Origin of the sequence: [Ruminococcus] torques ATCC 27756 (assembly GCF_000153925.1) — a bacterium.
In the GTDB taxonomy this organism is placed as follows: domain Bacteria; phylum Bacillota; class Clostridia; order Lachnospirales; family Lachnospiraceae; genus Mediterraneibacter; species Mediterraneibacter torques.
This window is the reverse complement of the sequence record NZ_DS264356.1, coordinates 51096-64385: the sequence shown is the minus strand read 5'-3', so window position 1 is coordinate 64385 and position 13290 is coordinate 51096. Positions and strand designations below refer to the sequence as shown.

Annotated in this window: 11 protein-coding genes and 1 pseudogene; 9 read left to right on the top strand and 3 right to left on the bottom strand. The window is 41.6% G+C overall.

Annotated elements, in window-relative coordinates:
* Positions 1–5 precede the first annotated feature (5 nt).
* Both RUMTOR_RS06735 and RUMTOR_RS06730 read left to right on the top strand, forming a co-directional pair.
* Positions 6–659 carry an HAD family hydrolase gene (locus tag RUMTOR_RS06735; protein ID WP_009242558.1) on the top strand — a complete coding sequence of 218 codons (654 nt, stop codon included), beginning with the start codon at positions 6–8 and terminating at the stop codon, positions 657–659.
* Between the two features lie 15 nt (positions 660–674).
* Positions 675–939: pseudogene (locus tag RUMTOR_RS06730) on the top strand (glyoxalase).
* A gap of 81 nt (positions 940–1020) precedes the next feature.
* On the opposite strand, the gene RUMTOR_RS06725 reads toward RUMTOR_RS06730, so the two are convergent.
* Entirely contained in the window at positions 1021–1455 is a 435-nt protein-coding gene (locus tag RUMTOR_RS06725; RefSeq protein WP_004846432.1) for an FMN-binding protein, read from the bottom strand.
* 151 nt (positions 1456–1606) lie between these two features.
* Between RUMTOR_RS06725 and pth the strand changes: the two genes are divergently transcribed.
* The 3 genes from pth to RUMTOR_RS06710 all read left to right on the top strand — a co-directional run bounded on the left by pth (position 1607) and on the right by RUMTOR_RS06710 (position 6757).
* The gene (gene pth, locus RUMTOR_RS06720) at positions 1607–2188 is read left to right on the top strand and encodes an aminoacyl-tRNA hydrolase (protein WP_004846431.1); all 582 of its coding nucleotides are present in this window, start codon (positions 1607–1609) and stop codon (positions 2186–2188) included.
* A gap of 3 nt (positions 2189–2191) precedes the next feature.
* Positions 2192–5539 (top strand): transcription-repair coupling factor, encoded by a 3348-nt coding sequence (gene mfd / locus RUMTOR_RS06715; RefSeq protein WP_004846430.1) that lies wholly within the window; start codon positions 2192–2194, stop codon positions 5537–5539.
* Between the two features lie 147 nt (positions 5540–5686).
* A complete protein-coding gene (locus RUMTOR_RS06710; protein ID WP_004846429.1) occupies positions 5687–6757 on the top strand; it encodes a peptidylprolyl isomerase in 1071 nt (356 codons plus the stop codon).
* A 126-nt stretch (positions 6758–6883) separates the two neighbouring features.
* Here the strand turns inward: RUMTOR_RS06710 and RUMTOR_RS06705 are convergent, their stop codons facing one another.
* Positions 6884–7369 carry a cytidylate kinase-like family protein gene (locus tag RUMTOR_RS06705; RefSeq protein ID WP_004846428.1) on the bottom strand — a complete coding sequence of 162 codons (486 nt, stop codon included), beginning with the start codon at positions 7367–7369 and terminating at the stop codon, positions 6884–6886.
* A 43-nt stretch (positions 7370–7412) separates the two neighbouring features.
* Entirely contained in the window at positions 7413–8615 is a 1203-nt protein-coding gene (locus RUMTOR_RS06700) for an FprA family A-type flavoprotein (RefSeq protein ID WP_004846427.1), read from the bottom strand.
* 273 nt (positions 8616–8888) lie between these two features.
* Here RUMTOR_RS06700 and RUMTOR_RS06695 point away from each other — a divergent pair, with 273 nt between their 5' ends.
* The 4 genes from RUMTOR_RS06695 (at position 8889) to RUMTOR_RS06680 (ending at position 13179) form a co-directional block, all read left to right on the top strand.
* Positions 8889–9236 (top strand): arsenate reductase family protein, encoded by a 348-nt coding sequence (locus tag RUMTOR_RS06695; protein WP_009242562.1) that lies wholly within the window; start codon positions 8889–8891, stop codon positions 9234–9236.
* Positions 9237–9278: 42 nt separating this feature from the next.
* Complete coding sequence (gene aroD, locus RUMTOR_RS06690; RefSeq protein ID WP_004846425.1) at positions 9279–10034, top strand: type I 3-dehydroquinate dehydratase; 756 nt, start codon at positions 9279–9281, stop codon at positions 10032–10034.
* A gap of 239 nt (positions 10035–10273) precedes the next feature.
* A complete protein-coding gene (locus tag RUMTOR_RS06685) occupies positions 10274–10585 on the top strand; it encodes a metal-sensing transcriptional repressor (RefSeq protein ID WP_009242563.1) in 312 nt (103 codons plus the stop codon).
* Between the two features lie 53 nt (positions 10586–10638).
* Entirely contained in the window at positions 10639–13179 is a 2541-nt protein-coding gene (locus tag RUMTOR_RS06680) for a heavy metal translocating P-type ATPase (protein ID WP_009320456.1), read from the top strand.
* Positions 13180–13290: the final 111 nt, after the last annotated feature.

Below are 13290 nucleotides of genomic sequence, written 5' to 3'. Positions count from 1 at the left end.
AAACGGTGTACAAAGCATGTATATTTGACTTAGACGGAACGTTGACCGATACGTTGGAGTCTTTGACATTTTCGGTGAATGAGACATTAAAGGAAGTAGCGCTTCCGGCGATCACAGAGGAACAGTGCAGAACATTTGTCGGAAACGGAGCAAAGGTACTGATTGAACAATCATTGAAAGCGGCAGGAGATACAAAGCTTCTTTTGTTCGAGAAAGCCTTTGAGGCATATGGACGTATTTTTGACAGGAACTGTACCTATCATGTAAAACCTTATCCGGGGATAAGAGAGATGCTCTTAAAGCTGAAAGATCAAAACATGAAATTAGGAGTGTTGTCGAACAAACCGGATCGTCAGGCAGTTCATGTTGTGGAAGAAATATTCGGGAAAGAGACGTTTGACCTTGTGTGGGGGCAGAGAGAAGGTGTACCGAGAAAACCGGATCCTTCGGCATTGTTTGCGATGGCAGAGTCATTAGGGGTGTCTTCGGAAGAGGTATTGTATATCGGAGATTCAGAGGTCGACGCTGCGACGGGAAATGCGGCGGATATGGATACGGTTCTTGTAGAATGGGGATTTCGATCACGAGAAGAACTGGAAAAGGCAGATGCATACAGAATTGTGGCAGCGGCAGATGAAATTCTTGACATTATCAGGTAAAGGGGAAAAAGACAGATGAATGAGTACAGTGAAGAGTGTCTGAACACATTTTTGAAAGAACAAGAAAAAATTATTTGATGAGCCTGTGGCAGAAAACATGGAAGAAGCAGAAGCGTTTCTTGCAGACTGTATGGCTGTCGTAGTCGATTCTATTGACGAGGTGAGAGAATACTTTGAAGAAGAGGGAGTAGATGTGGACGGAATGTCCGCAGAAGATCTTGAGGAAGCTTCGGAAGTGTTCGCTTTGCCGGACGGAACGTATTTGATCGTTGAAGGATAATACCGGTGAAAGCAAATGTATGAATAATATTTGTCAAGTATTGTTGTATGAATATAAGGCAGCAAAGAGAAAAGGCCGCAGTTATTTTACTGCGGCTTTTTCGACGGCTTCGGAAACGGCGTCCAATATAAGTTGCGACGTATATGGCGTATCTTCGGACAGAGTGATTGAATCAGGTGACTGTGTTTCATAGATTTGTTCGGCAATTTCTTCGATGGCAGGCTGGATGAGTGGGAACATAGTCGTTACTGTTTCATCAAGATTGGAAAAACGGATTGAATTGATCTTGTAAGCGTCTACGGAAACTTCTACTTCCAGGTTCGTATTATTTAGTGTGAGAGTGGAAGTATATGTTCCGGGCGTGTACTGTTTTTCGTTTTTTACGGCGCTGTCTTTTTTGCCTGTTCCGAACATAAAAATAAGCAGGACGATGACAAGGAGCGCAAGTGCCGCAAAAATGGCGGTATAAATAATTTCTTTCATGTGAAGAACAACGATTTTTGTTCTGGAACTCATAGAGTTACCTCCCGATTATCCGGCTGCCGTTTTACGGCGATCCGCTTTTTTTATAAGTGTATGTTTGGAAAAGGAAAAATATGCATGTTATCTGCGTGACAAAGGAAGAGAGATATTGTAAAATATTTGTGCTGTATAGGAGGTAGAAGATATGTTTATTATCGCGGGACTTGGAAATCCGACAAAACAATATGAAGGAACGAGACATAATGTCGGATTTGAAGTAATAGACAGGATTTCAGAGAAATATAATATAGATGTGGATGCAAAAAAACACAGAGCGCTGATCGGAAAGGGAATCATTCAGGGGCAGAAAGTTATTTTGGCTAAGCCCCAGACTTATATGAATTTAAGTGGCGAAAGCGTACGCAGTTTGCTTGATTATTATAAGGTGGATGAAGAACATGAACTGATCGTTATTTATGACGATATCAGCTTAGACGTAGGACAACTTAGAATCAGAGCGAAAGGAAGCGCAGGAGGACATAACGGGATGAAAAATATTATTGCTCATCTTGGAAGCCAAGTATTTCCCCGTATTAAAGTAGGAGTCGGAGAGAAGCCGGCGAAATACGATTTGGCGGATTATGTGCTCGGACATTTTTCAAAGGGGGAAGCGAAGTTGATGGATGAAGGGTATGACCATGCGGTTCATGCCGTGGAATTGATCGTTTCAGGTCAGATCAATGAGGCGATGAATGAATATAACCGGAAAAAGAAAGAGGAAAAATAAATTATGAAAGCGTTGCTTGCTCCCCTTGCGGAACTGGCGGATTATGAAGAAATCCGGAAAAACAGAACAAAAGAAAACGGAATGATACAGATCTCGGGTTGTGTAAATACTCAGAAGATACATTTGCTTAGTGGAATCGGATCGGGATGCGGGTATAAACTTGTTGTTTTTTCAAATGAGGAAAAGGCAAAGAAGGCATACGAAGAGTATTTACTGTTTGGAGAAGAGACGTATTTGTATCCTGCAAGAGATTTGCTTTTTTATTATGCGGATATTAAAGGGAAGACACTTACAAATCGAAGAATGGAAGTGTTAAGAGCGATTGCAGAAAAGAAAAAAGAAGAGCCGGTCACTGTGATTACGACGATGGATGCTTTTTTGGACGGGATCATTTCCCCGGATGAAATTCAAAAAAACAGAATTCATATTACAGGAGAAGATACGGTTGATCTTACGAAACTTGAACAAGATCTGACGGCTCTTGGATATGAGAGAGAAAGCCAAATAGAAGCGCCGGGTCAGTTTGCGGTCAGAGGGGGAATTATCGATGTTTTTCCTCTTGCGGAAGAGATGCCGGTGCGGATTGAGCTTTGGGGTGATGAGATCGATTCTATCCGTATGTTTGATGCTAAGAGCCAGAGGTCGATAGAAAATATTTCGGAGATCACAATTTATCCGGCTTCGGAAAATTGTTTTGGAAACAATGGTTTGGTATCCTTTTTGAAATATTTTCCGGAAAATGAAACACTATTATTTTATGATGAACCGCACAGACTGCAGGAGACGGCGGAAACAGTAGAGGCGGAATATACGGAAAGTTTGAAAAACCGGGCTGATGCAGGTATGAAAGAAGAAGGCGAAGAAGAGTTGAGAGTCTTTCAGACAAAAGATATCATCAGTGAGATGAATCGTTACAGCGGGATCGGTTTGACAACGCTCGAATCAAAATGCGGTTTATTTAAAGTAAGATCGGTTTATACGGTGCAGGCAAAAGGGGTAAATCCTTATAATAACAGTTTTGAGCTTTTGACACGTGATTTAAAGCGGTTAAAACGAAACGGGTACAGAGTTGTCCTTTTATCGGGTTCGAGAACGAGAGCAAAACGTCTGGCGGAAGATTTAAGAGACTATGATTTGAGCAGTTTTTACAGTGAAGATATGCAGAGGGAAGTAAAACCGGGCGAGATCATGGCAGCGTACGGCTATGCGTCAGAAGGGTATGAGTATCCGATGCTTAAATTTGTCGTTATTTCGGAGTCGGATATTTTCGGAAGAAAAAAGAAAAAGAAAAAACGCAAAAAGTATGAAGGTCAGCGGATTCAGGATTTTGCCGAGCTGAAACCCGGAGATTACGTTGTTCACGAAAATCATGGAATCGGCGTATATAAAGGAATTGAAAAAATTGAAGTAGAGAAGATCGTAAAAGATTATATGAAGATCGTCTATGCCGAAGGCGGAGTCTTGTATATACCTGTGGCACAGATGGATCTGATCCAGAAATATGCAGGAGCGGATGCAAAGAAACCTCGGTTGAATAAACTCGGAACGATCCAGTGGGGAAAAACAAAAAGCCAAGTAAAGAAAGCTGTTCAGATTGTAGCGAAAGATCTTGTAGAATTGTACGCGGTCAGACAACAGTCGGAAGGATTTGTATATGGACCGGATACTGTCTGGCAGAAAGAGTTTGAGGAAATGTTTCCGTTCGAGGAAACGGATGATCAGCTTCAGGCAATAGAAGATACAAAGCATGATATGGAAAGTAAGAAGATCATGGATCGTCTTATCTGCGGAGACGTAGGATACGGAAAGACAGAAATTGCTATACGGGCGGCATTTAAAGCGGTTCAGGAAGGAAAACAGGTTGTATGTCTCGTGCCGACGACGATTTTAGCTCAGCAGCACTATAATACATTTGTACAGCGACTGAAAGAGTTTCCTGTAAGAATCGATCTGCTCTGTCGGTTTCGGTCGGCGGCAGAACAGAAAAAGACAATAGAGGACACGAAGAAAGGGTTTGTGGATATTCTTGTCGGAACGCACAGAGTTTTGTCAAAGGATGTAGTGTTTAAAGATCTTGGATTGCTGATAATAGACGAAGAACAACGGTTTGGCGTGACCCATAAAGAAAAAATAAAAAAATTAAAGGAAAATATTGATGTTCTGACATTGACGGCAACACCGATTCCCCGGACGCTTCATATGAGTCTGATCGGTATTCGGGATATGAGCGTATTAGAAGAAGCTCCGAATGAAAGGATGCCCATTCAGACTTATGTAATGGAGTATAATGACGAAATGGTTCGGGAGGCAATCACGCGGGAGTTGGCAAGAGACGGACAGGTATATTATGTTTATAATCGCGTCAATGATATTGCCGATGTTGCGGGACGTATACAAAGTCTTGTTCCGGATGCGAATGTTGCATTTGCGCATGGACAGATGAAAGAGAGGGAGCTGGAAGATATCATGTATGATTTTATCAACGGTGATATCGATGTTCTTGTTTCAACGACGATTATTGAGACCGGATTGGATATTCCGAATGCGAATACGATGATCATACAGGATGCGGACCGATTCGGATTATCTCAGCTTTATCAGCTTCGGGGACGTGTCGGTCGTTCTAATCGTATGGCATATGCATTTCTTCTGTATCAGAGAGACAAATTATTAAAAGAAGTGGCAGAGAAGAGGCTCTCGGCGATCCGTGAGTTTACAGATCTCGGATCCGGAATCAAAATCGCCATGCGAGACCTTGAAATTCGCGGGGCAGGTAATCTTTTAGGAGAAGCGCAGAGCGGTCATATGGAAGCGGTAGGGTATGATCTTTATTGCAAAATGCTAAATGAAGCGGTCAGACAATTAAAAGGCGGGCCGGAAGCAGAAACGTTTACAACATTGATTGATCTAAATGTAGATGCATATATTCCGGAATATTATATTAAAAATGAATATCAAAAGCTGGATATATATAAACGGATCGCGGCGATTGAAAGTGAGGAAGAGTTAGAAGATATGACGGAAGAACTGATCGACCGCTTTGGCGATATTCCGAAAAAAGTGCAGCAGCTTCTTGTGATAGCATCTTTAAAAAGTCTGGCTCATTCGGTGTATGTTACTGCTATCGAGCAAAAAGGTGAAGAAATTCGATTTACAATGTATGAAAAAGCAAAGATCGATCCATCCGGTATTCCTAAATTTTTGGATAGTTATAAAAACGATCTGATATTCAGGGCAGAAGAACCGCCGTATTTTCTGTATTGCAGAAAAGGCAGAAACAAAAAAAGCAATACAGAAAATGTACTGGATACAGTGAGACGGATTTTGGAAGACCTAAAAAAGCTGACTTAAATTTAAGATTTTAAATTAGGACCTGACTTTAAGATTTTAAATTAGGACTTGAGATAGAAATAAAAACACGGTATACTAAAAACATGTTGTGCCGTGGTGATAAAGAACGGTACAGACGATATTTTAACACGGGAGAGGAGAATCGTTATGGTACGATTTGGAAAAAAAGCCGCTCTTCTTGCAATGGCAGGAGTGTTGACGGCGGCGTCGGTTACAGGATGCAGCGGGGCGATTGATGCAGAAGCGACTGTTGTAACGGTAGGAAAGGAAAAGGTTCCGCTTGGAGTTGTGAATTTTTATGCAAGGATGATGCAGGGACAGTATGAGACATATTATGCGGGGATGATGGGGACAACTGCAGAAGAACTGTGGACGCAGGATGCGGGAGATGACAAGACGTATGAAGAGTCAGTGAAAGACAGCGTGATGGAAGCAGTGGAAAACATGTACCTCATCTCACAGCATTCAGGCGAATACGAAGTCGTTCTAACGGAAGATGAGAAAGAAGCGATTCAAAAAGCGGCGGAGCAGTTTGATAAAGATAACAAGGATGAGTCAAAAGAGGCGGTTTCCGGTTACAGAAAAGATATCGAAAAATATTTGGAGCTTATGACGATCCAGTCAAAGATGAGTGAAAAAATGCGTGAAGGCGTAAACGAGGAAGTGTCAGATGAAGAAGCGGCACAAAAGAGTATGGAATACGTATATTTTTCTTACACATCAACAGATGAGTCGGGATCGGTAACGGAACTGACAGATGAAGAAAAAGCAAAAGCAAAATCAACTGCAGAAACGATCGCAGAACGCGCAAAAGCAGGGGAAGATTTTGCGGCAGTTGCAGCAGAACTCGGAACAGAGGTGCAAAAAACCGCATTTGATGCAAAGAGTACATCTCCGGATGCAGCTCTGATCGAGGCGGCGAATGCTTTAGCGGCAGAAGGCGATGTGACAGGTGCAATCGAGTCTGACGCAGGGGTGTATGTGGCAAAGCTGACAAGCCTTCTCGATCGCGAGGCAACGGATCAGAAGAAAGCTTCCATTATCGAAGAGCGTAAGCAGGAACAGTATGATTCTCTTCTGAAAAAATGGAGAAAAGAAACAGATATCAAAGTAGATAAGAAAGTATGGAAGAAAGTAGATTTTGAAGAAACAGGTGTAAAGATCATCACATCGGAAAAATCCTCTTCGGAAGAACCTTCTTCTGATGAAACAAAATAATTGTTTTATTAAAATAAAAACAGAATAAAAACAGATAAAGTAAACTCCGAACAGAATCTATGATTAAAAGAATCTGTTCGGAGTTTTTATAATGAAGCTGTTTTATACAAGAAACAACATTCCGGTTTAAATATATTCTAATTTTTCAAAATATTGCATAAGGATGTTTGCGCAATTTTCAACCCCAAGTTCGGATGTGTCAAGTATCATATGGTAATCATTGACGTCTCCCCATGTTTTTCCTGTATGTTCATAATAATAAGAAGCTCTTTCTTCATCAGTTGTTTCGACTCTCTCTTTTGCACCGTTGTAGTCGAGGTTTTCTTTTTCCATAATTCTGCGAATACGGTCTTCTTTGTCGGCACACACGAAAATATTCAGTACGTTCATCTTGTCTTTTAAAATATCGGATGCACAGCGGCCGAGAATGATGCACGGATGCTCGGCGAGCTTCCTGATTGCTTCAGCTTCGCTCTCATACATGCGATCGTTTAACTGTTCCTCAATATAAGCCTTGTCATATACCGGTATGTCGAGACGTTTGGAAAGTTCTGTGGCAATAATGCTGGCGCCTGTTCCGAAACGACGGCTCATGGTGATTACTAACTTCATAAGAACTCCTCCTTTGTGACGTTTAAAATTTAATCAAATATTATTATAACACTTCTTCGGCGATTTGTCTGCTGAGAGAATTTAATTCCTCAAGCTGTGCTTCTTTGAGAGAAGATTTTATTGTAACGGAAGCTTCTAAAAGACGCATGTTTTTCATTTCTTTGATCTTTGCGGAAATCAGTTTTGTTGCCTGAGGAGCCCATGATCCATTTCCAAGCACGGCAATCGTACGATTTTGCAGGGAAAGAGCTTTCATGTCTTCCAAATAATTGTCCATCAGAGGATAAATGCCGTTATTATATGTTGGGGAGGCAAGTACAATGTGGCTGTATTTGAAGCTGTCGGAAATCAGTTCGGATACATGGGTCTTGGAAATGTTATGCATATGAATGTTTTTTACGCCTGCCTCTGCCAGCATAACGGCAAGGATTTCTGCCATATTTTCGGTATTTCCGTACATGGAAGCATAAGCGATCATAACTCCCTTTTCTTCCGGTTCATATCGGCTCCAAAGATTGTATTTTTCTATAATAAAATTCAGATTACTTCTCCAGACAGGACCGTGGAGCGGACAGATCATCTGAATGTCAAGAGATGAGGCTTTTTTCAATACATTTTGAACTTGCGGGCCGTATTTTCCGACGATATTTGTATAATAACGGCGCGCTTCATCAAGCCACTCTCTGTTAAAATCAAGTTCATCGTTGAATAAATTTCCGTTTAATGCATTAAATGTGCCGAAAGCATCGGCAGAGAAGAGCACTTTATCCTTTTCGTCATAAGTCATCATTGCTTCGGGCCAGTGAACCATTGGGGACATAATAAAACGAAACGTATGTTTTCCGGAACAGAAAGTATCTCCTTCTTTGACTGTGAGTGTTTTCCCCGTCAGGTCAAAGCTGAAAAATTGTTCGATCATCGGGAATGTTTTTGCGTTTCCGATAATCTTTACGTCGGGATAGTGAAGAAGGAGTTCTCCGATAAGAGAACAGTGATCCGGTTCCATGTGATTGACAACGATATAGTCAAGATTGCGGCCGTTCAGTACAGACATAACGTTTTCTATAAATTGTTTTCCGATCGCATAGTCGGCTGTATCAAAAAGAACTGTCTGTTCATCCAAAAGAAGGTATGAGTTGTAAGAGACACCTTTGGCAAGAGGGAAAATATTTTCAAACAATTCAATCTGACGATCGTTTCCCCCGACCCAATATAAGTCTTCTGTTACTTTTCTGAAACATTGCATTATAAGATTCCTCCTAAATTTAATATACAAAATAAACAAGTAAGTTGAATGTTAAAAAATAGTCAATTATATTCTAGCACAATAGAAAAAAAGCGCAATATTTATGTGAGTAAAAATAAGAAAAATAAGAATTGTATCTGCAGGAAAAATGAGATACACTGTTAAATAGATTCGGCTGTATTCAAAATATTATAAAAGAAAAAATCGGTAGATTTTTCAAAGCAAAATGAAAGACCGGAAAAGGTCAGAGTAGCAAACGAAAGGAGAAAGAAAATGTTATTTGTATGTTATCCGAAATGCAGTACATGCATGAAAGCAAAAAAATGGCTGGAAGAAAAAGAAATTGAATTTGAGCAAAGAGATATCAAAGAAGAGAAACCAACAGCGGAAGAACTGAAAACGTGGTGGAGGAAAAGCGGACTTCCGTTGAAGCGCTTTTTTAATACGAGTGGAAAACTTTACAAAGAAATGCAGTTAAAAGACAGGATTCCGAATATGAGTGAGGATGAACAGATTGAACTGCTCGCTTCTGACGGGATGCTTGTAAAAAGACCGATTCTCGTGCAAAATGAGAAGGTTCTCGTTGGTTTTAAAGAAAAGGAGTGGCAGGAGATTTTATAAGCGGTTAAGATTTTTAAATATAGTTAAAAGAGAGAAGAGCATATGAATACGGTAAATGTCAGAAAGGTAGAGATAGGAAAAGGAATCCCGAAAATCTGCGTGCCTGTTGTCGGAATTACGAGAGACGATATTATTGACGCAGCTTGTAAAGCGAAAGAAACGGCGGATCTTGTGGAATGGCGCGCAGATTGGTATGAAGATGTTCTGGATTTTAAAAAGACAGAAAAGATGATGGAAGAATTAAGAGAGACGCTTGGAGACATTCCGCTCCTTTTCACATTTCGCACATTAAAAGAAGGCGGGGAGAAAGAGATTGAAAAGAGTGTATATGTAAAGCTGAATGAGATGGCAGTAAAAACGGGTTTTGCAGATCTTGTGGATGCAGAAGCGTTTACCGGGACAGATGAGGTAAATACAATCGTAGAAACGGCGCATTTGTATGGAGTAAAAGTGATAGCATCTAACCATGATTTTCAAAAAACTCCGCCAAAAGAAGAAATTGTATCGAGGCTTTGCTTTATGCAGGAGTGTGGTGCGGATATTGTGAAAATAGCGGTAATGCCTCAATCTAAAAAAGATGTGCTTACGCTGCTTTTGGCAACGGAAGAGATGGTGAGGGAGCATGCAAAGTGTCCGGTCGTTACAATGTCTATGTCGGAAGTAGGAGTAGTCAGTCGTATTTGCGGTGAAGCATTTGGTTCTGCTCTTACATTCGGAGCGGTCAAAAAAGCGTCGGCGCCGGGACAGCTCGGGGCAGAAGAGCTTCGAATGGTGCTTAAAATCTTGCATGACGTTTGATAAAAGGGCAATTAATTTCGATGAGAAGTTAGTTGCTCTTTCATTATGGATGTTTTTATAAACAGATAAAGTTGTTATGCAGATCTGAAATTTTATATCTCGATGAAAAAACAGTTGCAATATACCTAATATGGGTATATAATGCACTTATACATACCCCATATGGGTATTTTAGGTTTAAAGTATGATGGTGAGAGGGAGAAAAGGCAAAAGCCGGAAAATATATTCGGAGGATAATTATGGAAAAAGAAAAGAAATGTCCGGAATGTACACATCGGATAAAAAAGCGTACAGAAGAAGAAACAAAATTGATGATAAACCGCTTAAACAGAATAGAAGGGCAAGTGAGGGGGATTCGCAGAATGGTGGAGAATAATGCGTATTGTCCGGATATTCTTATACAAGTTTCGGCGATTACCGCGGCATTGAACAGTTTTAATAAAGTTCTTTTATCAGAACATATCCGTACTTGTGTTTCGGAAGATATCAGGGAAGGAAAAGATGAGACGATAGATGAACTTGTAACAGTTTTGAGAAAACTTATGAAATAGATTCTGAAAAGGCAATGGAATCGAGGATTTGAGAATCGAAAGGAGGAAACCGGTTGAAACAATATGAAGTTACAGGTATGAGCTGTGCGGCATGCAGTGCACGTGTAGAAAAAGCTGTATCAAAGATTGAAGGAGTTACGTCATGTTCTGTAAATCTGCTGACTAATTCTATGGGAGTAGAGGGGGCTGTCGATGCACAGACAGTTATTGAAGCTGTAGAGGCGGCGGGATATAAGGCGGCGGAGAAAGAAAGCAGGACAGGACAGGAAGCAGGCAGGATGGAAAAGAGCGGAGAATTAAAAGATAAGGAAACGCCTGAGATGAAAAAGCGATTGATCGCCTCTCTTTGTTTTTTGATTCCGTTAATGTATCTGTCAATGGGGCATATGATGTGGGGATGGAAAGTTCCGGAAATTGTGAGCGAGAATCACGTGGCAATGGGGATCATACAGCTTCTGCTGACAACAGCCGTAATGGTGATCAATCAGAAGTTTTTTATCAGTGGAGTCAGAGGACTTTTTCATAAAGCGCCGAATATGGATACCCTGGTTGCTCTTGGCGCAGGCGCGTCTTACGGCTACAGTATTTATGCTCTGTTTGCGATGACAGATGCGCAGATGCGTGGGAATGCGGCAGAAGTAATGACATATATGCATGAGTTTTATTTTGAATCTGCGGCGATGATCCTGACATTGATCACAGTCGGTAAACTTCTGGAAGCAAGGTCAAAAGGAAAGACGACAGATGCGCTGAAAGGTCTGATGGGTCTTGCGCCTAAGACGGCGACTGTTGTGCGCGGCGGCGAGGAAGTAAAAATCGGGATCGAACAAGTGCAAAAGGGAGATCTGTTTGTCGTTCGTCCGGGGGAAAGCATTCCGACTGACGGTATTGTAGTCGAAGGAAGCGGAGCGGTTGACGAATCAGCGCTTACCGGCGAAAGTATTCCGGTTGATAAAAAAGAGGGAGATTGTGTATCGGGCGCGACGATAAACCAGTCCGGTTTTTTGAGATGTAAGGCGACCAGAGTGGGAGAAGACACAACTTTGTCTCAGATTATCCATATGGTGGGAGATGCGGCTGCGACAAAAGCTCCGATCGCAAAAGTGGCAGATAAAGTGTCGGGAGTGTTTGTTCCGGTTGTTATGGCAGTTGCTGTTTTGACGATTATTGTATGGCTTGCATTCGGAGAAACGATCGGTTTTGCTCTTGCACGGGGAATCTCGGTTCTTGTGATCAGTTGTCCTTGTGCTCTCGGTCTTGCGACGCCGGTTGCGATTATGGTCGGAAACGGTGTGGGAGCAAAGAACGGAATTTTATTTAAAACAGCAGTTTCTCTTGAAGAAACGGGGAAAATTGATGTTGTAGTGCTGGACAAAACAGGAACGATCACAAAAGGAAGACCGACGGTGACAGATATTTTGCCCGGTTCGGCTTTTAGTGAGTCGGAACTTCTGACGTATGCATACATTCTTGAAAAGAAAAGTGAACATCCGTTAGCGCATGCAATTTTGAAAAAGGCAGAGGAAGAAGCAATCCAGACGAAAGAAGAAGCGAAAAACTTTACGGCAGTTTCCGGAAATGGTTTGACGGGAGAGATAGGCGGCGATAAATTTTTCGGCGGAAACTTGAAATTTGCAGAAGGAAGAACTGTTATTTCGGAAGCGGTAAGAAAGCAGGCGGAAAGTTTTGCATCAGAAGGAAAAACACCGTTATTTTTCGGAAGGAATGAGGAACTGATCGGCATAATCGCCGTTGCAGACATTATAAAAGAAGACAGTCCGCAGGCGGTCAGAGAATTGAAAAATATGGGGATCAAGGTGGTCATGCTCACAGGCGATAATGAGCGTACGGCAAAAGCGATCGGAGAGCAGGCGGGTGTAGATGAAGTGATTGCCGGTGTTTTACCTGATGGAAAAGAGGATGTGATCAAAAAATTAAAAGAAGAAGGAAAAGTGGCGATGGTTGGGGACGGGATTAATGATGCGCCGGCTCTTACGCGGGCGGATGTCGGAATCGCCATCGGAGCAGGAACGGATATCGCTATTGATGCGGCGGATATTGTGCTTATGAAAAGCAGGTTGAGCGACGTGCCTGCCGCTGTGCGCATGAGTCGGGCAGCGCTTCGCAATATTCATGAAAATCTTTTCTGGGCATTTTTTTATAATGTGATCGGCATTCCGCTCGCAGCGGGAATCTGGATTCCTATCTTCGGGTGGAAATTAAATCCGATGTTCGGGGCAGCGGCAATGAGTCTGTCAAGCGTATGTGTTGTAAGCAACGCCCTGAGGCTGAATTTGTTTAAATTATATGATGGTTCTAAAGATAGAAAAAGAAGTCAAAAAAACAAGAAAAATTCTGAAGAAGAAAAGGAGAATAAAACAATGAAAAAAGTAATGAAAATCGAAGGAATGATGTGCGGACACTGCGAGGCGAGAGTGAAAAAGGTTCTTGAAGCGCTGGATGGAGTGGAACAGGCGGAAGTCAGTCATGAAACCGGCACGGCAGTTGTTGAAATGACAGAAGAGGTTGCTGACGAAGTACTTAAAAAGGCAGTGGAAGATCAGGATTATAAAGTGTTGGGGATTGACTTCTGACAATTTGAATAGTAATATAGGTATGTAGCTATCCATTTGAAGAACGGATTTCTGAAAAGTGGGTAGCTTTTTTAACGAGCATCGTTCTTTTAAAAAGAACGGAATAAAAGG

Excerpts from the sequence above, each read along its gene's own strand:
- pth (WP_004846431.1), top strand. The coding sequence starts at position 1,607 with ATGTTTATTATCGCGGGACTTGGAAATCCGACAAAACAATATGAAGGA.
- RUMTOR_RS06710 (WP_004846429.1), top strand. The coding sequence starts at position 5,687 with ATGGTACGATTTGGAAAAAAAGCCGCTCTTCTTGCAATGGCAGGAGTG.
- RUMTOR_RS06705 (WP_004846428.1), bottom strand. The coding sequence starts at position 7,369 with ATGAAGTTAGTAATCACCATGAGCCGTCGTTTCGGAACAGGCGCCAGC.
- RUMTOR_RS06695 (WP_009242562.1), top strand. The coding sequence starts at position 8,889 with ATGTTATTTGTATGTTATCCGAAATGCAGTACATGCATGAAAGCAAAA.
- aroD (WP_004846425.1), top strand. The coding sequence starts at position 9,279 with ATGAATACGGTAAATGTCAGAAAGGTAGAGATAGGAAAAGGAATCCCG.
- mfd (WP_004846430.1), top strand. The coding sequence starts at position 2,192 with ATGAAAGCGTTGCTTGCTCCCCTTGCGGAACTGGCGGATTATGAAGAA.
- RUMTOR_RS06685 (WP_009242563.1), top strand. The coding sequence starts at position 10,274 with ATGGAAAAAGAAAAGAAATGTCCGGAATGTACACATCGGATAAAAAAG.
- RUMTOR_RS06700 (WP_004846427.1), bottom strand. The coding sequence starts at position 8,615 with ATGCAATGTTTCAGAAAAGTAACAGAAGACTTATATTGGGTCGGGGGA.
- RUMTOR_RS06725 (WP_004846432.1), bottom strand. The coding sequence starts at position 1,455 with ATGAGTTCCAGAACAAAAATCGTTGTTCTTCACATGAAAGAAATTATT.